Origin of the sequence: Nocardiopsis prasina DSM 43845 (genome assembly GCF_000341265.1) — a bacterium.
In the GTDB taxonomy this organism is placed as follows: Bacteria; Actinomycetota; Actinomycetes; order Streptosporangiales; family Streptosporangiaceae; genus Nocardiopsis; species Nocardiopsis prasina.
Map to the genome: position 1 here is coordinate 27,543 of NZ_ANAE01000095.1, position 17,971 is coordinate 45,513.

Annotated in this window: 13 protein-coding genes; 8 read left to right on the forward strand and 5 right to left on the reverse strand. The window is 70.8% G+C overall.

The window, feature by feature from the left end; all coding sequences use genetic code 11:
* Nucleotides 1–12: 12 nt before the first annotated feature.
* The 3 genes from D452_RS0107710 to D452_RS0107720 all read right to left on the reverse strand — a co-directional run bounded on the left by D452_RS0107710 (nucleotide 13) and on the right by D452_RS0107720 (nucleotide 3,199).
* On the reverse strand, nucleotides 13–1,311 hold the full coding sequence (locus tag D452_RS0107710; RefSeq protein ID WP_017543577.1) for an extracellular solute-binding protein: 1,299 nt from the start codon (nucleotides 1,309–1,311) through the stop codon (nucleotides 13–15).
* Nucleotides 1,312–1,481: 170 nt separating this feature from the next.
* Nucleotides 1,482–2,099: an FMN reductase gene (locus tag D452_RS0107715; RefSeq protein ID WP_017543578.1), complete on the reverse strand. Its 618-nt coding sequence runs from the start codon at nucleotides 2,097–2,099 to the stop codon at nucleotides 1,482–1,484.
* Entirely contained in the window at nucleotides 2,096–3,199 is a 1,104-nt protein-coding gene (locus tag D452_RS0107720) for an LLM class flavin-dependent oxidoreductase (RefSeq protein ID WP_017543579.1), read from the reverse strand. Before D452_RS0107720 ends, D452_RS0107715 begins: the two co-directional genes overlap by 4 nt.
* A gap of 1,311 nt (nucleotides 3,200–4,510) precedes the next feature.
* On the opposite strand from D452_RS0107720, the gene D452_RS0107730 reads away from it, so the two are divergent.
* The 8 genes from D452_RS0107730 (at nucleotide 4,511) to mmsB (ending at nucleotide 15,299) form a co-directional block, all read left to right on the forward strand.
* The gene (locus D452_RS0107730) at nucleotides 4,511–5,494 is read left to right on the forward strand and encodes a LacI family DNA-binding transcriptional regulator (protein WP_017543581.1); all 984 of its coding nucleotides are present in this window, start codon (nucleotides 4,511–4,513) and stop codon (nucleotides 5,492–5,494) included.
* A 456-nt stretch (nucleotides 5,495–5,950) separates the two neighbouring features.
* Nucleotides 5,951–7,168 carry an MFS transporter gene (locus tag D452_RS0107735; RefSeq protein ID WP_017543582.1) on the forward strand — a complete coding sequence of 406 codons (1,218 nt, stop codon included), beginning with the start codon at nucleotides 5,951–5,953 and terminating at the stop codon, nucleotides 7,166–7,168.
* 271 nt (nucleotides 7,169–7,439) lie between these two features.
* The gene (araB, locus tag D452_RS27885) at nucleotides 7,440–9,137 is read left to right on the forward strand and encodes a ribulokinase (protein WP_017543583.1); all 1,698 of its coding nucleotides are present in this window, start codon (nucleotides 7,440–7,442) and stop codon (nucleotides 9,135–9,137) included.
* Nucleotides 9,134–9,841: an L-ribulose-5-phosphate 4-epimerase gene (locus tag D452_RS0107745; protein WP_017543584.1), complete on the forward strand. Its 708-nt coding sequence runs from the start codon at nucleotides 9,134–9,136 to the stop codon at nucleotides 9,839–9,841. Before araB ends, D452_RS0107745 begins: the two co-directional genes overlap by 4 nt.
* A gap of 9 nt (nucleotides 9,842–9,850) precedes the next feature.
* Nucleotides 9,851–11,287, forward strand: a complete 1,437-nt coding sequence (locus D452_RS0107750) for an L-fucose/L-arabinose isomerase family protein (RefSeq protein ID WP_017543585.1) — start codon at nucleotides 9,851–9,853, stop codon at nucleotides 11,285–11,287.
* Nucleotides 11,288–11,362: 75 nt separating this feature from the next.
* A complete protein-coding gene (chvE, locus tag D452_RS0107755; protein WP_017543586.1) occupies nucleotides 11,363–12,454 on the forward strand; it encodes a multiple monosaccharide ABC transporter substrate-binding protein in 1,092 nt (363 codons plus the stop codon).
* Complete coding sequence (locus D452_RS0107760) at nucleotides 12,451–14,028, forward strand: sugar ABC transporter ATP-binding protein (protein WP_017543587.1); 1,578 nt, start codon at nucleotides 12,451–12,453, stop codon at nucleotides 14,026–14,028. Before chvE ends, D452_RS0107760 begins: the two co-directional genes overlap by 4 nt.
* Nucleotides 14,025–15,299, forward strand: a complete 1,275-nt coding sequence (gene mmsB / locus D452_RS27890; RefSeq protein ID WP_017543588.1) for a multiple monosaccharide ABC transporter permease — start codon at nucleotides 14,025–14,027, stop codon at nucleotides 15,297–15,299. The genes D452_RS0107760 and mmsB overlap by 4 nt, the downstream gene beginning before the upstream one ends.
* A 766-nt stretch (nucleotides 15,300–16,065) precedes the next feature.
* On the opposite strand, the gene D452_RS0107770 is transcribed toward mmsB, so the two are convergent.
* Together D452_RS0107770 and D452_RS30670 are read right to left on the reverse strand one after the other, a co-directional pair.
* Nucleotides 16,066–17,100, reverse strand: coding sequence for a LacI family DNA-binding transcriptional regulator (locus D452_RS0107770; protein WP_017543589.1), 1,035 nt, complete (start codon nucleotides 17,098–17,100; stop codon nucleotides 16,066–16,068).
* A 207-nt stretch (nucleotides 17,101–17,307) separates the two neighbouring features.
* Complete coding sequence (locus tag D452_RS30670; protein ID WP_160167872.1) at nucleotides 17,308–17,943, reverse strand: TetR/AcrR family transcriptional regulator; 636 nt, start codon at nucleotides 17,941–17,943, stop codon at nucleotides 17,308–17,310.
* Nucleotides 17,944–17,971: the final 28 nt, after the last annotated feature.

The window sequence follows — 17,971 nt, forward strand, 5'->3', positions numbered from 1 at the left end:
CGTCCACGGGCGTCACTCTCCCCCGAAGGCGTCATCGAGGGCGCGGGCGGCCTCGTCGGCGGCCTGGTCCACGGTGGTGTTCCCGGCGGCGACCCGCTGCACCATGGCGGGCAGGATGCCCTCGGCGTCCACCGTCGCCCAGGCTCCGGTGACCGGAACGAACCGGGTCCCGGCGTCGATGGTTTCGACGAACGGGGTGATCTCCTCGTCGGAGGCGGCCAGTTCCTCGCGCACGTCGGTGTAGGCGGGCAGGTTGCCCATGGCCTCGTACATCTTCAGCTGGTACTCCTTGCCCGCCAGGAGTTTGACGAACTCCACGGCGAGGGTGCGGCGCTCGGTCCCGGCCAGGACACCGAGGTTGTTGCCCCCGGCGAAGGCGGGCGCGACGGTGCCGGGTTCGGTTCCGGGCAGGGGGATGACGGCGGCGTCCTCGGCGACCTCGCTGTCGCGCAGAGCGTTGAGGTTGAAGTTGCCGCCGATGGTCATGGCCGCGTTCCCCGCGAGGAAGTTCTGCACGGAGGCGTCACCGGTCATCTGTGAGCAGGTCTGGGGCGGGCAGACGTCCTCGGAGAGGATCCGCCCGTACAGCTCCAGTCCCCGCCGGGACTCGGCGGAGTCGATGGTGGCGGAGTAGCTGTCACCCCGGGGTTCGGCGATGTCGCCGCCGTGCGCCCAGACGAACGGCATCATGGCGTAGGTGTAGGCGCCGCCCGCGGAGACCCCGAGCATGCCGGGGTGGTGTTCACGCGCGGCGCGGCCGGTCTCCACGACCTCCTCCAGGGTCTGCGGCACCTCCAGGTCCAGCTCCTCCAGCACGTCGGTGCGGTAGAAGAGGGCGCGGGCCCCGAGGAACCAGGGAACGCCGTAGGAGGAGCCGTCCACCCGCGCGGTGGCCGCGACGTCGTCGGCGATGTCCTCGTGCGGCGCCCAGTCGGCGAGGTCCTCGGTGAGGTCCACGAACCCGGCCGACTCCACGTACCCGGCCAGGTCCGTGTTGCCGTACTCGGCGACGTCGGGGGCGGAGGCGGGGTCGAGGAAGGCGCCCTGGAAGCGCTCGGCCCGGGTCTCCACGGGGATGTACTGGACCTGGACGTCGACTCCGTCGTGCGCGGCCTCGAACTCCGCGACGGCCGCGTCGACGACCCGTTCCTTGGGGGCCTGGTCGACCTCGGAGAACAGCCAGACGCGCAGGGTGCCGTCCGGCTCGTCCACGCCGGAGGCGGCCCCGGTGGTCTGCAAGGGAGCGCAGGCGGTGGTCAGGGCCGCGAGTCCGAGGAGCGCGCACAGGCGCGCGGGGGTAGTGAGTCGCATCGAAACTCCCCAGGTCGGAGGTAGGGAAAGCGGTAGCCGACCATTGGTGGGATGACTCTAGGGACGCCCTCGGACCAGGCAGAAGGGCACGGGGACAAAGTTGTGCCCTGCACAACGCGGGGTGCGCAGTGCAGGGCACGGGGCCCGGAGGCCACGGTGTGGGGCCGCCTTCAGCGCCCCAGCCCGGACATCAGGTCAGCGAAGGGCGTGGGCTCCTCGTAGGGGTCGGTCGCCGTGGGCGCGGCGTCGGTGACGAGCAGGGCCAGCTGCCGGGCCGCCCTCGCGATGCGCTCGGACAGTTCCCGACCGCCGCTCTCACCCGCGCCCCAGTCCTCGGATGCGGCGTAGACGCCCGTGGGCACCACCACCGAACGGGTGTAGGTGAACATCGGGCGCAGGGCGTGCTCCAACACCAACGAGTGGCGCGGGCTGCCCCCGGTAGCGGCCACCACGACCGGCTTGCCGTCCAACGCCTCGGTGTCGACGACGTCGAAGAAGGACTTGAACAGGCCGCTGTAGGAGGCGTTGAACACCGGGGTCACCGCGATGATCCCGTCGGCCTCGGCCACGTCCGCCAGCACCCCGGGCAGGTCGCCCGTGGGGACGCGCGTGGTCATGGCGTTCATGATGTCGTGGGCCAGGTCGCGGAGTTCGACCACCCGGACCTCGACCTTCTCGTCGCGTTCGGTGAGGGCCTCCTCGGCGGCGGCGGTCAGCCGGTCGGCGAGCAGACGGGTCGAGGAGGGGTTGCTGAGCCCGGCCGTGACGGTGACGAGCTTGCGGGTCATTCCTGGACCTCCGTGTTCGTGGTGGCGCGCTCCTTCGCGGCCAGGAGCGAGGCGTGGTTCGGGGCGTCGGGCACGTGGGCGGGCTTCTTGGCGGCGAACTCCCTGCGCAGCACCGGCACGACCTCCTCGCCGAGGAGGTCCAACTGCTCCAGGACGGTCTTGAGCGGCAGTCCCGCGTGGTCCATCAGGAAGAGCTGGCGCTGGTAGTCACCGAACGACTCCCTGAATCCCAGGGTACGGTCGATGACCTCCTGCGGGCTGCCGACGGTGAGCGGCGTCTCGCGGGTGAACTCCTCTAGGGAGGGGCCGCCGCCGTAGACCGGCGCGTTGTCGAAGTAGGGGCGGAACTCCTTCACCGCGTCCTGGGAGTTCTTGCGCATGAACACCTGGCCGCCGAGCCCGACGATGGCCTGCTCGGCCCTGCCGTGGCCGTAGTGCTCGAAGCGGCGGCGGTACAGCGAGATGAGCTTCTTGGTGTGGGTGGCGGGCCAGAAGATGTTGTTGTGGAAGAAGCCGTCACCGTAGTAGGCGGCCTGTTCCGCGATCTCCGGGCTGCGGATGGAGCCGTGCCAGACGAACGGCGGCACGTCGTCCAGCGGGCGCGGCGTGGAGGTGAAGCCCTGGAGCGGCGTGCGGAACTTGCCCTCCCAGTTGACGACGTCCTCGCGCCAGAGGCGGTGCAGGAGGTTGTAGTTCTCCAGCGCCAGCGGGATGCCCTGGCGGATGTCCTGTCCGAACCAGGGGTAGACCGGTCCGGTGTTGCCCCGGCCCATCATCAGGTCCACACGGCCCTCGGCCAGGTGCTGGAGCATCGCGAAGTCCTCCGCGATCTTGACCGGGTCGTTGGTGGTGATGAGGGTGGTGGAGGTGGACAGGATGATCTTCTCGGTCTTCGCCGCGACGTAGCCGAGCATGGTCGTGGGCGAGGAGGCCACGAACGGCGGGTTGTGGTGCTCACCGGTGGCGAAGACGTCCAGGCCCACCTCCTCGGCCTTCAGGGCGATCCGCACCATCGCGTTGATCCGCTCGCCCTCGGTCGGCGTACGCCCCGTGGTGGGGTCGGTCGTCACGTCGCTGACCGAGAAGATTCCGAACTGCATGGCCGTTCCCCGATCCGAATAGCTTCCTAGGAAAATGCTTTCGATGAAACTATCATGCGGAACCCCACCCGGAAGCCAGGTATTCCCGCCCGCACACCGCGCGCACGCACGGCCCGCGTCACCAGGAACGCCTACCGAGGAGCCACTATGCCCCGAAGTGCACCGGATCGGGGGAAACCAACACTGGTGGGAGCACGAAAGGCCGGGGTCGCGACGCCCGCCCTCCTCACTGGCCCCACCCCGCATGCAGGAAGGACCGCACCCACCCGATCCCGCCGACGATGTGCCCGTTCAACTCGGCCCGCACCTCGACTGACCCCACAGCTCCAGGACCGCCTCGCCTCCCACCTGCCGAACGCCGGTAGCGTGAGGCGAACACGGCTTCCACACGGAAACGGGTGACGTGTCCCTCACTATCGCGTGGCGGGTTCCACTCCGAGGCGCTCCGTGTCGCGCGGTCCTCGCTCAGGACCGGGGGGGGCGAAGACGGGCTGCCCGAGCAGGCGCGGCGGCCACTCCCGTCAGCCGGGATCCCCGTCCAGGGCGAGTTCCCCGGGCCGGCGGGGCACCACAGGGTCGTCGTCCCGGACCTGGTCGCCTCCTCACGGACCCGGTTCGGCGGGCGCTTAGGACTCCCGTGCCCGAGTCCGCACACGCTTTTTACCGGGCCGAACGAAAATCGGAGCACTCACCGGGAACACCTATCCTCAGAGAAGCGTTCTCACAGGTGAAGCACCCCAGACCAGCCCCGACCCCAACTCACCCACAGAGTCTGTGCGAAGCTTCCGAGATCACCTCAAGACCATGCGCGGTTGTACGCGTTCGTGTCGGCAATGGGGGTTTCTGACACGAAACCATCGCTACAACCGCCTTCCCAGCGGCCAGACCGCACCTAGTGCGTAGGCCGCGCGGTCGGGTTCCACGTTGGGGGACGTGGGACCCGGCCAGGCTTCAGGGGGGCGCGCCTCAGGGCGCGCCCCCCTTTTTCTGTGCCTGAACCGCCCTCCACCAGGAATCGGCCGAGTCCGGCCACCGGCGAGCAGGGGCCGAGGGTGCCGGAACGGAGGCCCGCCACGTGGACCACCGCCCGATACGGGCCGAGGGCTGTCAGGCCACCCGGCTCCGGGTGAGAGCCCGTGCGTGGCGGGGACGGCGTCAGTGGCGGGGAGCCAGGGGACCTTCGATCGGCCGCTCCTGTGCGCCCGCGTGGCGCATGGTTCGCGAACCCACCACCGCTGGGAACGGTACGATGCGCCTGCGTGGGAGGGGATCGCGATGGCGAATGGTGGAACGGCTGGCGGGCGTCCGACGATGGCCGACGTCGCCGCGCACCTGGGTGTCTCCCGGCAGCTCGTCTCCCTCGTCCTGGGCGACCGGCCCGGCCCCAGCGCGGCCACCCGCGAGCGTGTGCTGCGCGCCGCCGAGGAGCTCGGCTACCGCGCCGACACCGCGGCCCAGCTCCTACGCCGGGCACGCAGCCGCCAAGTGGGGGTGCTGTTCACCATGGAGCATCCGATGGACGCCGACCTGGTCGAGGCCCTGTACCCGGAGGCGGCCCGGCTCGACTACAGCGTGGCTCTGAGCGCGATGCTCGCCAACCGCACCGAACGCCAGGCGATCGACGAACTCGTGGGGTTGCGCTGTGAGGCGCTGGTCCTGATCGGGATGTCCGCCCAGGCTCCGGAGGACCTCGCCCGCGTGGCCGAGCGGGTGCCGGTGGTGGAGATCGGGCAGCGCACCAACGCCGCCGGGACCGACAGTGTGCGTACCGACGCCGTGTCCGGTGTGCGGCAGGCGGTCGACCACCTGGTCGCCCTCGGACACCGGCGGATCGCCCACGTGTACGGCGGTGATCTGCCCAGTGCGCCGGAACGCCGAGCCGGTTACCTGGAGGGCATGCGGGCGCACGGACTGGAGGACTGCGTGGACCTGGTCCCGGGCGCCTACACCGAGGAGGCGGGGGCGCACGCCGCGTCGGCGCTCCTGTCCCGGGGCTCCCTGCCCACGGCCGTGGTGTGCTGCAACGACCAGTCGGCGCGCGGTCTCATGGAGACCCTGCTGCGTGCGGGCCGTTCCGTGCCCGGGGAGGTGTCCGTGGTGGGGTACGACGACAGCCGCGCCGCCCGGCTCTCGTTCCTGCGGCTGACCTCGGTTCGCCAGGACGTGCACCGGATCGCCGAGCTCACCCTCGGCGCGGTCGCGGAGCGCCTGGAAGAGGGGCGCACGGAAAGCACGCACGTGCTGCTCCCCACCACACTCACCGTGCGGGAGAGCACCGCTCCCCCACGAGCCTGAGCATCACGCACCGCTCTTCAACCCCTCATCCCGTTGTGGCCCCGGATCGCAGTGGCCCCGGATCGCACTCGTCGCTGGATCCGAGACGCCCCCGCCCCCGTCCCGGCAAGCACCTCACCACACGGGCCCTCGCACCCCGGCTGTGGCATCACCACCCGGTGTCTCCCCAGCACCCCAGCACCCCCAGCACCCCAGCACCCCACGACCCAAGCACCCCAGCACCCCAGCACCCCAGCACCCCAGCACCCGATGATGGGACCGGCTGCGCGAGGCAGATCACGTAGCGGACGATTGGAATTTCTCGGACACGGGTGTCATTGTTGATTTAGCACGTGCCAAATGACCGTGTCCCACCCCCACCGAGCGACCGGACCCACGTCGCCCCGTCCAATCCACGCCGCGAGGCCCTCCTCGGCCCGTGTGCACGCCGTCCACCGTCTGGAAGGGGGCATCGCCATGCCTCTGGCCCTGCTCGCCCTGGCTCTCGGGGCGTTCGCCATCGGCACCACCGAGTTCGTGATCATGGGCCTGCTCCCCGAGGTCGCCACCGATCTCGGCGTGCCCATCTCCACCGCCGGATACCTGATCTCCGCGTACGCGCTCGGTGTGGTGATCGGGGCTCCCCTGCTCACCGCCCTGGGCACCCGCCTGCCGCGCAAGACCATGCTGCTCGTGTTCATGGGCGTGTTCCTTGTCGGCAACCTGGCCACCGTGATCACCAGCTCGTACGGCGCGGTGTTCGCCTCCCGCGTGCTCGCGGGGCTTCCGCACGGCGCGTACCTGGGCCTGGCCGCGCTGGTCGCGGCGCACCTGGCCGGCCCCGCCCGGCGGGCGACGGCCGTGGCACGGGTGATGCTCGGCCTGACCGTGGCGAACATCGTCGGCGTACCCGCCGGAACCCTGCTCGGCCAGCTGCTCGGCTGGAGGGTGGCCTTCCTCGTGGTGGTCGCCCTGTCCGCCCTGACCATCGTCGGTGTGGCCCGGTTCGTGCCGCACACGCCGGCGTCCCGCGTGGGCGGCCTGCGCGGCGAGCTCTCCGCCCTGCGTCACCCGCAGGTGATCCTGGGGCTGACCACGGCGGTCTTCGGATTCGCCGGGGTGTTCGCGGTCTACAGCTACATCTCGCCGATGATGACCGAGCTCGCGGGGATGCCCAGCACCGGGGTCCCGATCGTCCTGGCACTGTTCGGTGTGGGCATGACCCTGGGGTCGCTGGTGGTCGGCCCGATCGCCGACCGCTGGCTGCGGCCCACCATCTACGTCTCGCTCGGTTCGCTGGCCGTCGTGCTCGCGCTGTTCACGCTGACCGTGCACAACCCCTGGACCGCCGCCGCCACCGTGGTGGTCCTGGGCGCCGTCGGCTTCGGCGTGACGGCTCCGCTCCAGGTCCTGGTGATGAGCAAGGCGGAGGCCGCGCCCACGATCGCCTCCGCCACCAACCACTCGGCGTTCAACCTCGCCAACGCCGGTGGCGCCTGGCTGGGCGGTCTCGGTATCGGCATGGGGCTCGGATACGTCTCGCCCGCCGTGATCGGTGTGGTCCTCGCCCTGGTCGGGCTCGGTATCGCCGTCACAGCCGGGCTGGTCGACCGCGAGGGCTCCGGCAACGAACCCTCCTCGGAGCACCGCGATTCGGCGGAGGGGCCGGTCTCCACCCCCGTGGCCCACGGCTGACCCGACACTGGCGAAGCGCCCGTACCCCCCGGGGGGTGCGGGCGCTTCGTTGTGTACCCGACGGAGTGGGTTCGGGGGGTTGACTTCATGGATTGTTAACGCCAACAATGTTGGCCAGCTCACACTGACCCCCTTGGGCCTCCAGAATCCGGAGCCAGAGGGAACTATTCAGCATGCGCATCCGTGAAGGGACCCCTCCTTGGCCCAGAATGTTAACGCCCACAATCCCGACTCGGAAGCCGGGAAGGGAGCGCGCACGGCGCCCGAACCGGTGGTGGTCGGGATCGACTTCGGAACCCTCTCCGGCCGAGCCGTCGTGGTGCGGGTCAGCGACGGCGCCGAACTGGGCACAGCCGAGCACGCCTACCGGCACGGGGTCATCACCGACCGCCTGCCCGGTCACGGTGACCCCCTCGAACCGGAGAGCGCTCTCCAGGACCCCGACGACTACCGCGAGGTCCTGAGGCGAGCCGTCCCCGCGGCCCTGCGGGAGTCCGGGATCTCACCCGACCAGGTCATCGGCGTCGGCACCGACTTCACCTCCTGCACCGTCCTCCCCGTGACGGCCGACGGCACCCCGCTGTGCGAACTCCCCGATCTGGCCGACCGTCCGCACGCCTGGCCGAAGCTGTGGCGCCACCACGCGGCCCAGCCCGAGGCCGACGAGATCAACGCCCTGGCGGCCGAACGCGGCGAGTCATGGCTCCCCCGCTATGGCGGGAGGATCTCCTCCGAGTGGCAGTTCGCCAAGGCCCTCCAGGTGCTGCGCGACGACCCCGACGTGTACGAACGCACCGGGCGCTGGATCGAGGGCGCGGACTGGATCGTCTGGGAGCTGTGCGGACACGAGACCCGTAACGTGGCCTCCGCCGGTTACAAGGGCATCCACCAGGACGGCGCCTGGCCCACCCGGGACTTCCTGGCCGCTCTGGACCCGCGTTTCACCGACTTCGTCAGTGAGCGCCTCGAACACCCGCTCTCCCAGCTGGGCGAACGTGCGGGCGGACTCACGGCGCGCGCCGCCGCCTGGACCGGACTCCCGGAGGGCACCCCCGTCGCCGTCGGCAACATCGACGCGCACGTCACGGCGGCCACCGCCCGGACCACCGGCCCCGGGCGGATGCTCGCCATCATGGGCACCAGCACCTGTCACGTGATGAACTCCGAGGTCCTGGCCGAGGTTCCGGGCATGTGCGGCATGGCCCTGGGCGGGATCACGCCGGGCATGTGGGGCTACGAGGCCGGTCAGAGCGGGGTGGGCGACATCTTCGGATGGTTCGTCGACACCCACGTGCCCCCGGCGTATCACGAGGAGGCCGCCTCGAAGGGGGTGTCCGTCCACGAACTGCTCTCCGACAGGGCCGGGCGTGCGGCCGTGGGCGAACACGGACTGGTGGCCCTGGACTGGCACAGCGGCAACCGCTCGGTCCTGGTCGACCACTCCCTGTCCGGCGTGCTGGTGGGCATGACCCTGGCCACCCGCCCCGAGGACGTCTACCGGGCCCTGGTCGAGGCCACCGCCTTCGGCACCCGCACCATCGTCGAGGCCTTCACCGGCGCCGGGATCCCGGTGCACGACTTCACCGTGGGCGGCGGGATGGTCCGCAACCCCTTCGTCCTCCAGGTCTACGCCGACGTGCTGAACAGACCCCTGCGCGTGGTGGACACCGAACACAGCTGCGCGGTGGGTGCCGCGATCCACGCCGCGGTCGCCGCCGGAGCGCACCCGGACGTCCACGCGGCCTCCGAGGTGATGGGGCGGGTCCGCGCCGACACCGTGGACCCCGACCCGAAGCGCGCCGCCACCTACGACTCGCTGTTCGCGATCTACACCGAACTCCATGACCACTTCGGCCGGGGCGGCAGCGACAGCCTCCGTCGGCTGCGCGCCCTGCGGGGCGCCGCTTTCACGACCGGCGCCGCCTCCAGCGACACCTCCACCGCACCCGCCCCCGAGGGAGAGCGATGACCTCCACCGACGCACCCCGAACGGACCCGCACCACCAGCTCACCCGCCACCGCGAGGAGGTGGAACGCCTGCGCCTGCGGGTCTGCGAGCTTCACGCGGAACTGCCCCGGTGGAACCTGGTCACCTGGACCAGCGGCAACATCTCCGCCCGCGTCCCCGGCACGGACCTGATGGTGATCAAGCCCAGCGGGGTCTCCTACGACGACCTCCGTCCCCGCGACGTCGTCGTGTGCGACCTGCACGGGCGCCTGGTCGAGGGCGACCACAACCCCTCCAGCGACACCGACGCCCACGCCCACGTCTACCGTGCCCGCCCCGACGTGGGCGGGGTCGTGCACACCCACAGCCCCTACGCCACCGCCTGGGCCGCCCGGGGCGAAGCCATCCCCTGCGCGGTCACCGCGATGGCGGACGAGTTCGGCGGCGACATCCCGGTCGGTCCGTTCGCGCTCATCGGAGACGACTCCATCGGCAGGGGCATCGTCGCGACCCTGGAGGGACACCGCTCCCCGGCCGTCCTCATGCGCGGCCACGGCGTGTTCACCGTCGGGGCCTCCGCCAAGGCGGCGGTCAAGGCCGCCGTGATGTGCGAGGACGTGGCCCGCACCGTCCACATCGCCCGCCAGGGCGGTCCCGTCGAACGCCTCCCCCAGGAGGCCGTCGACGCCCTCTACCACCGCTACCAGAACGCCTACGGCCAGTAAGGAAACCCCGTGCCCCCACCCACGCCCCCCGCGAGCGACAACCCGGCTGTGCGCACCCGCCTCCCCCGGATCGGGCTCCTCGGTGTCATGCAACCGCTCTACGACGCCATGATCCCCGGTATCACGGAGCACCAGGCCGCCTACGCCCAACGGCTCGCCGACGGCCTCTCCGACGCCGCCGAGTGGACCCTCGCCCCACCGGTCCGCGGCCGGGAGGACGCCGAGGCGGCGATCCGCGACTTCGAGGGCCAGGACCTGGACGGGGTCCTCGTCGTCATGCTCACCTACGGCCCCTCCCTCCGCGTCACGCGGGCCCTGACCGGGACCCGGCTCCCCGTCGCGCTCGCCAACACCCAGCCCGACCCGGCGGTCAGCGCCTCCTGGGACATGGCCGACATGACCTACAACCAGGGCATCCACGGGGCGCAGGACACCGCCAACGCACTGGTCCGGGCCGGGATCGACTTCGACGTCATCACCGGTGACTGGCAGAGCCCCGAGTTCGTGGAGCGGGTGGACCGCTGGGCCCGGGCCGCGCACACCGTCAGCGCGCTGCGGCGGCTGCGCGTGGGCGTGTTCGGCTACCCGATGAACGGCATGGGCGACGCCCGTGTGGACGAGACGGCGCTGCTGCGCAAGCTCGGCCCCGAGGTGCACGTGATCGCCCCCGGCGCCCTGCACCGCACCATGGCCGACCTGCCCGAACGTGCCGTGAGCGACCTCCTCGCCTGGGAGGACAAGGTGTTCGACGTGGACGACCGGCTGTCCGGGGAGGAGCGCGAGGACCACGCCCGCATGCAGCTGGGCATCGAACACCTGCTGGAGGAGTCGGGCTGCGGTGCCTACTCCACCCACTTCGACGCCATCGGCGAGGACGGCCGCTTCACCCGTCTCCCCATGGCGGCCGCCTCCACCCTGATGGCCCAGGGGTACGGGTTCGCCGGAGAGGGCGACGTGCTGGCGGCGTCCGTCGTCTACGCCGGGCACCAGCTGGCGGGGGACGGTCACTTCACCGAGATGTACGCGATGGACTTCCCCAGCGACTCCATCCTGATGAGCCACATGGGCGAGGGCAACTGGCGGCTGGCCCGCGACGACGAGCCGACCCGGATGATCAAGCGCCCGCTGGGCATCGGCGGCCTGGCGGACCCGCCCACCATCCTGTTCCGGTACCGCCCGGGTCCCGCGACCCTGGCCTCCCTGGTCTCGCTGGGCGGAGAGCGCTTCCGCCTCGTGGTGGCCGAGGGCGAGGTACTGGACTCCCCCGAACTGCCCGCTCTGGAGATGCCCTACGGACAGTTCCGCCCCTCGTCGGGTGTCCGGGGGTGCATGGACGCCTGGCTGCGTGCGGGCGGCACCCACCACATGGTCATGAACTCCGGTCACATCGCGCGGGACTGGAAGGTCCTGTGCGAGCTGGCCGGGATCGAGTACGCCCCGGTCTGAGACACCCCGACCGCCGCCGACGGGCGCCGACGCGCCGGTCCTCCCCTCCGACACACCCCAGGAAAGCAGGCCCCGATGTCACGACCACCACTCCTACCCCTCGCCGCGGCGCTCGCCAGCGTCGGCCTGGCCCTGACCGCCTGCAACGGGGTCGGCGACGCCGCCCGCCCCCAGGGCGAGAACGGCGTCATCGGCATCGCCATGCCCACCCAGTCGTCCGAGCGGTGGGTCAACGACGGCGCCAACATGGTCGCCGAGTTCGAGGAGCGCGGCTACGGCACCGACCTCCAGTACGCCGAGGACGTCGTCCAGGACCAGATCTCCCAGATCGAAAACATGATCACGCGGGGGGTGGACGTCCTGGTCATCGCGTCCATCGACGGTGAGGCGCTCGGCGACGTGATCGACACCGCCGCCGGCAACGACATCCCCGTGATCGCCTACGACCGGCTGATCATGGGCAGCGAGAACGTGGACTACTACGCCACCTTCGACAACTTCGAGGTCGGCGTGCTCCAGGGTCAGTACATCGTCGACTCGCTGGACCTGGAGAACGAGGACGGCCCGTTCAACATCGAGCTGTTCGGCGGCTCCCCCGACGACAACAACGCCTACTTCTTCAACGAGGGGGCGATGTCGGTGCTCCAACCGCACATCGACGACGGCACCCTCGACGTGCGCAGCGGGCAGACCTCCATGGAACAGATCGCGACGCCGCGGTGGGACGGTGCCGTGGCCCAGTCACGGATGGACAACCTGCTCAGCGCCAACTACTCCGGGGAGGACGTCGACGCGGTCCTGTCGCCCTTCGACGGCATCAGCCTCGGGGTGATCGAGTCCCTGCGAGCGGTGGGTTACGGCTCCGAGTCCCGCCCCCTGCCGATCGTCACCGGGCAGGACGCCGACCTGTCCTCGGTGCGGTCCATTATCGCCGGGGAGCAGACCCAGACCGTCTTCAAGGACACGCGCGCGCTGGCCTCACAGACCGTCGACATGTCCGAGGCGATCCTGGCGGGCGAGGAGGTGCCGGTCAACGACACCGACACCTACGACAACGGCGCCAGGGTCGTGCCCTCGTTCCTGTTGGAGCCGGTCTCGGTGGACCTGGACAACTACCACGCGGTGCTGGTCGAGAGCGGCTACTACGAGGAGACCGACCTCGAATGAGCACCCCGAACCGCGTGCCCGCTGCCCCGGGGCCACTGCTGCGCATGCGCGACATCCGCAAGGAGTTCCCCGGGGTCCGGGCCCTGGACGGTGTCTCCCTGGACGTGGCCCACGGAAGCGTCCACGCCCTCATGGGCGAGAACGGCGCGGGCAAGTCCACCCTGATGAAGGTGCTCAGCGGCGTGCATCCGGCGGGTTCCTTCACCGGGCTGGTGGAGGTGGACGGTGAGCCCCGCGCCTTCTCCGACGTCGCGGCCAGCGAGCGGGCCGGGATCGCCATCATCCACCAGGAACTCGCCCTCGTCCCGCAGCTGTCCCTCAGTGAGAACGTGCTCCTGGGCCACGAGGAGACCCGGTTCGGCGTCATCGACTGGGGGGCGACCCACGCCCGGGCGCGCGAACTGCTGCTGCGGGTGGGGCTGGACGAGAACCCCGCCACCGCCGTCTCCGCGCTGAGCATCGGCGCCCAGCAGATGGTGGAGATCGCCAAGGCGCTGGCCAAGGACGTGCGGCTGCTGATCCTGGACGAGCCGACCTCGGCGCTCAACGAGGCCGAGAGCGACCGGTTGCTGGACCTGCTCCTTGACCTACGCGAGCAGGGAGTGGCGTGCGTGCTCATCTCGCACAAGCTCGGTGAGGTCATGCGGGTCAGCGACGAGGTCACCATCCTGCGCGACGGCCGCACCGTGGAGACCCTGGCCGTGGAGCGCGACGACCAGGGCAGGCCCTCGATCGACGAGGACCGCGTCATCCGGGGGATGGTCGGTCGGGACCTGGACCAGCGCTACCCCGATCCCGACGGCGAGATCGGGCCGGTCCGCTTCGAGGTGCGCGACTGGACCGTGGACCACCCCACCCAGGCGGGACGGCGGATGGTCGAGGGCGTGGACCTGACCCTCCGAAGCGGCGAGGTCGTGGGGCTGGCCGGGCTCATGGGGGCGGGACGCACCGAGTTCGCGATGAGCCTGTTCGGGCGTTCCTACGGCCGCTACGTCCGGGGCAGCCTGCTCCGTGACGGCGCCGAGCTGCGCGTGAACGACGTCGCCGACGCCATCGCCGCGGGGGTCGCCTACGTGCCGGAGGACCGCAAGTCGCTGGGGTTGGTCCTGGACGACGACATCCGGCACAACACCACCCTGGCCGCCCTGGACCGGGTCTCCACGCGCGGGGTCCTCGACCCGGGGCTGGAGACGGTGGAGGCCCGGAGCATGAGCGAACGCATGCGCGTGCGCAGCCACGGAGTCGACCAGACCGTGCGCACCCTCAGCGGCGGGAACCAGCAGAAGGTCGTGCTGGGCAAGTGGATGTTCACACGACCCGAACTGCTGATCCTGGACGAACCCACCCGTGGCATCGACGTGGGCGCGAAGTACGAGATCTACCTGATCGTGCGCCGACTGGCGGCCGAGGGCGCCTGTGTACTCCTCATCTCCTCCGAGCTGCCGGAGGTCCTCGGCATGAGCGACCGCGTCTACGCCATGTGCGAGGGGCGCGTCACCGGCCAGGTCGCGGCGGCCGACGCCGACCAGGAAACCCTGATGAGACTCATGACCCGAACCGGGGACCCGACGTGAACCACCCGACCCGAACCCCCCTGAGGGGGCTGCTGCGGGGCAACACCCGCCAGTACGGCATGGCCATCGCCCTGGTGGCCGTCATCATCCTGTTCCAGGTCCTCACCGGAGGGCTGCTCCTCACCCCGCTCAACATCACCAACCTGATCATGCAGAACTCCTACATCCTGATCCTGGCGATCGGGATGATGCTGGTGATCATCACCGGTCACATCGACCTGTCGGTCGGTTCGGTGGTGGCCTTCACCGGCGCGATGTCGGCGATCATGCTCACCTCGTGGGGGCTGCCGACACTCGTCGTGGTCCCCATCGCGCTGCTGCTGGGAGCGGCCATCGGCGCCTGGCAGGGCTTCTGGATCGCCTACGTGGGAGTTCCCGCGTTCATCGTCACCCTGGCGGGGATGCTGATCTTCCGGGGCGCCACCCTGGCGGCCCTGGGCGGGGAGTCCATCGCTCCGCTCCCGCAGTCGCTGCGGGTGATCGCCAGCGGGTTCCTGCCCGGGCAGACGGACGGGCTCCACCTGCCCACCCTCGCCCTCGGCGTGGCCGGGGCGGCGGCCATCGTGTGGGTCCAGTGGCGTTCGCGGGCCCGGTCCCTCGCCCGCGACCTGCCGGTGCCTCCCGCGGCGGTGACGGTCGCGAGTTCGGTGGTGGTGTCCGCTGCCATCGTCGCGTTCACCTACGCGCTGGCCGGGCACAACGGTCTGCCGCTCGTGGGTGTGCTGCTGATCGCGCTCATCGGCGGCTACGCGTTCGTGATGCGCTCCACCACCATGGGACGGCGTGTGTACGCCGTGGGCGGCAGTGAGCGGGCCGCCGCGCTGTCGGGGATCCGCACCAAGCGGGTCACGTTCTGGGTGTTCGTGAACATGGGTGTGCTCTCGGCGCTGGCCGGGCTCATCTTCACCGGCCGACTGAACGCGGCCACCCCGGGCGCGGGCACCATGTTCGAGCTGGACGCCATCGCCGCGGCCTTCATCGGTGGCGCTTCCGCGTCCGGTGGTGTGGGCAGCGTGATCGGCGCGGTCATCGGTGCCCTGTTCATGGGCGTGCTCAACAACGGCATGTCGCTGATCGGCCTGGGCGTGGACTGGCAGCAGTTCATCAAGGGGCTGGTCCTGCTGCTCGCGGTGGCCTTCGACATCTACAACAAGAAGCGCGTGGGCGGTTCGGGGCCGATCCTGCCCGGAATGCGCTCACGCGCCGGTGGCGGCGGCCCCACTGGCGGTGGCGAACCCGCACGGGTGTCCGGGGAGAGCTCCCCGGCCTGAGTCGACAGCGCGCGGGTGGCCGCGGACCCGCGATGTGAGGCGGGTCCGCGGCCACGGACGTCCGAGGGCGGTCTCGCTTGACGGCCCCTGCACCCCGGGTGCCCCGTCCCGGCCACCCGGGACGCGGGTCCGCGCTACCGGGACTTCGCGCTGATCACGGTCCGCCCTCCCTGGTGCGCGAAGTTCACCGACGGTCGGCTCCGCACCGGAGTGGCCTGGGTGCCACCGCGAACAGGCCCAGGGCCTTGGTCCCGGAGTCCTCCCGGGGCTCCGGGACCCCGCCCTCGACCGCCGCCCGAGGCCAGCCTTCGGGCATGCGGGGAACGTGATCGGGGCCGCGATCTGTTCGAGGGGGAGGTCGAGCGCCTCCACGAGCGTTTCGGCGTCCACCGCACCGAGCAGGGACCGACGCAGTTCGAGCATGCCCCGGTGTTCTTCCGGGGTGAGACTGCCCCGACCATGAAGGTGGTGGCGTAGGCGCTCGCGAGCGCTCCGTACACGGACTGCTGTTGGATTCCGTAGTCGATGACGGGCAGGTCCTCGCCCCGTCCGTTCGTCGTCAACCGGTGCGGGGAGTACCGGTGGACGATCCCGGCGCTGGCCCGGGTCACCGCGGCCAGCGCGGTGGCTCCGGCTGCGGAAGCCACGGAGAGGCCCTGGCCCCGCCAGGCCGCGCAGTCGCGAGCTTCGTTCAGCGAGCAGGACAGCGTGGGGCAGGCTCACGCGGCTGGCCACACCTACCTGCTGCGCATGCGACGGAACCCGACTAGTCTCCGGCCGGGGCACCCACGCTGTGACGTTCGACGAGGGTCGGGGTGACGATGCGGCGCTCGGCCTGCTGCTCCCCGGAGATTCCGGAGAGCAACAGGCTCAGTGCTTCGGCGGCCACGGTGTCGAAGTCGGGGCGCACGGTGGTCAGGGGCGGGATGAAGTAGCCCGCCTCGGGCACGTCGTCGAACCCCACCACGCTGACGTCCCCCGGGACGGACCGGCCGCGTTCCGACATGGCCCGCAGGATCCCCAGGGCCAGATGGTCGTTGGCGGCGAACACGGCCGTGACCTCGGGCATCCGGGCGAGCATGAGCCCCGCGCGGTAACCCGAGGCGGCGCTCCAGTCGGCCGGACTGACCGGCGGAACCTCCGCGCCCGCCTCCTCCAGGGCTTGTCGCCACCCCCGCTGGCGACCGGCGGCGTCGAACCAGTCCTCGGGGCCTCTGACGTGCCAGACGGTCTCGTGCCCCGCGTCCAACAGGTGCCGGGTGGCCAGCCGGGCCCCGGCCTCCTGGTCGACGGTGACCAATGCGGCCCCGGCGCGTTCGGGGTCACCGTCGATCGCCACCAGGGGGACGTCGGTCGGGACCTCGGTCAGGGCCGCGTCGGCGGCGGCGGTGGGGGCTATCACCACGATTCCCGCTGCCCGCTGTTCGCGGTGGTGTTCCACCGCGGCGGTGATGGAGCCCCGGTCCAGGACCCGGACCCGGCGCACGCTCACCACGAAGCCCTGGGCTGCGGCAGCCAACTCGAAGGCGGCCAGCAGCGATGAAGGTCCGAAGAGAGTGGAGTTCTGCGCCACCACGCCGATGAGCTGGGACTTGCCGGTCGCCAGTGTGCGGGCCGCGCGGTTGGGCCGGTAGCCGAGCTGTTCGATGGCGGCTCGCACTCGCAGCCTGGTCTGTTCGCGCACGTTGGGGTGCCCGTTGAGGACGCGGGAGACGGTCTGGTGGGACACCCCCGCGAGCCGGGCGACGTCCGTCATCGCGGGGTCGCGGTTCGTCCGGGTGGATGAGGAGGTGTGGTCCACCCGTGACTCCTTGGCTGGCTGTGTGATCCGGGAATCCCTGTGGTGCGGTTGAGTTGGCGCTAACATATCCCACTCGCCCGAAAGGTTCAATGTTCACGGGTCTGCCGGGAGCTCCCTTCACTCCGCCTTGTTAGCGCTCACGCGCAGAAGCGAGAGCGCGGTGGGCGCACTGTCCCTCCCTCCTCGACCCCTCGGCGGGCAAGCCTCTCAGTGGGCTCGCGTGCCGTCGACGATCGTCCGAGCGCTCGCGTGCAGGCTCTCGGCGCCGACCCCGTCGAGCACCTGGGTCGAGATCCCGAGGACGAACGAGTGCACCACCAGCGCCGCGGAACCGGCATCGAGGTCCGCGCGCAACGCTTCGACCGTGATCCCCCGACGGAGGCAGTCCTCGATCCGGGCACGGTCGTCCGCCCGACGGGCCGCGACGATCCGCCTGGCGTCGACGTCATCGTCGCCGGTCGCCCCGACCGTCGCCGAGTTCGCCACGAGACAACCACGCGGATGCGAGGGGTCGGACTGGATGTAGATCGTGTCGAACAGCATGCAGGTCAACGCCGTGATTGGACCGAGCGTGGGGTCGCCGACGATCTCGCTCACCCGTCCGGGACCCGCGACGTGGTGCGCGAGGGCGCGCTCGAAGAGTGCCTTCTTCGAACCGAACGCCCCGTAGAGGCTGGCCGACGACAGATGCTCTGCGGCTGGGCATTCGGAGGGTCGGCGACCCAGGCGCAGACAGCCATCGGCAACGCGGCGGGCGAGAGCGCCGACATCGCGAACGCCATGCTCACAACGGCGTTCAACCTGGTCATCTTCGGTGGCGCGGCCGTCAGACGCCTTCCTCATCGACGGCAGCGGCCCCGCCGCTCCCCCA